Below are 255 nucleotides of genomic sequence, written 5' to 3' on the forward strand. Positions count from 1 at the left end.
TTTTTTTTTTTTTTTTTTTTTTTTTTTTTTTTTTTTTTTTTTTTTTTTTTTTTTTTTTTTTTTTTTTTTTTTTTTTTTTTTTTTTTTTTTTTTTTTTTTTTTTTTTTTTTTTTTTTTTTTTTTTTTTGTTTTTTTTTTTTTTTTTTTTTTTTTTTTTTTTTTTTTTTTTTTTTTTTTTTTTTTTTTTTTTTTTTTTTTTTTTTTTTTTTTTTTTTTTTTTTTTTTTTTTTTTTTTTTTTTTTTTTTTTTTTTTTT

General features: G+C 0.4%; 1 protein-coding gene. It reads right to left on the reverse strand.

Annotated elements, in window-relative coordinates:
- Positions 1-255, reverse strand: a 255-nt coding sequence (locus tag JHD73_RS30185) for a hypothetical protein (protein ID WP_185963288.1), incomplete at both ends; no start/stop codon positions are given.

Source organism: Ralstonia sp. ASV6 (genome assembly GCF_016429285.1).
Taxonomy (GTDB): domain Bacteria; phylum Pseudomonadota; class Gammaproteobacteria; order Burkholderiales; family Burkholderiaceae; genus Ralstonia; species Ralstonia flaminis.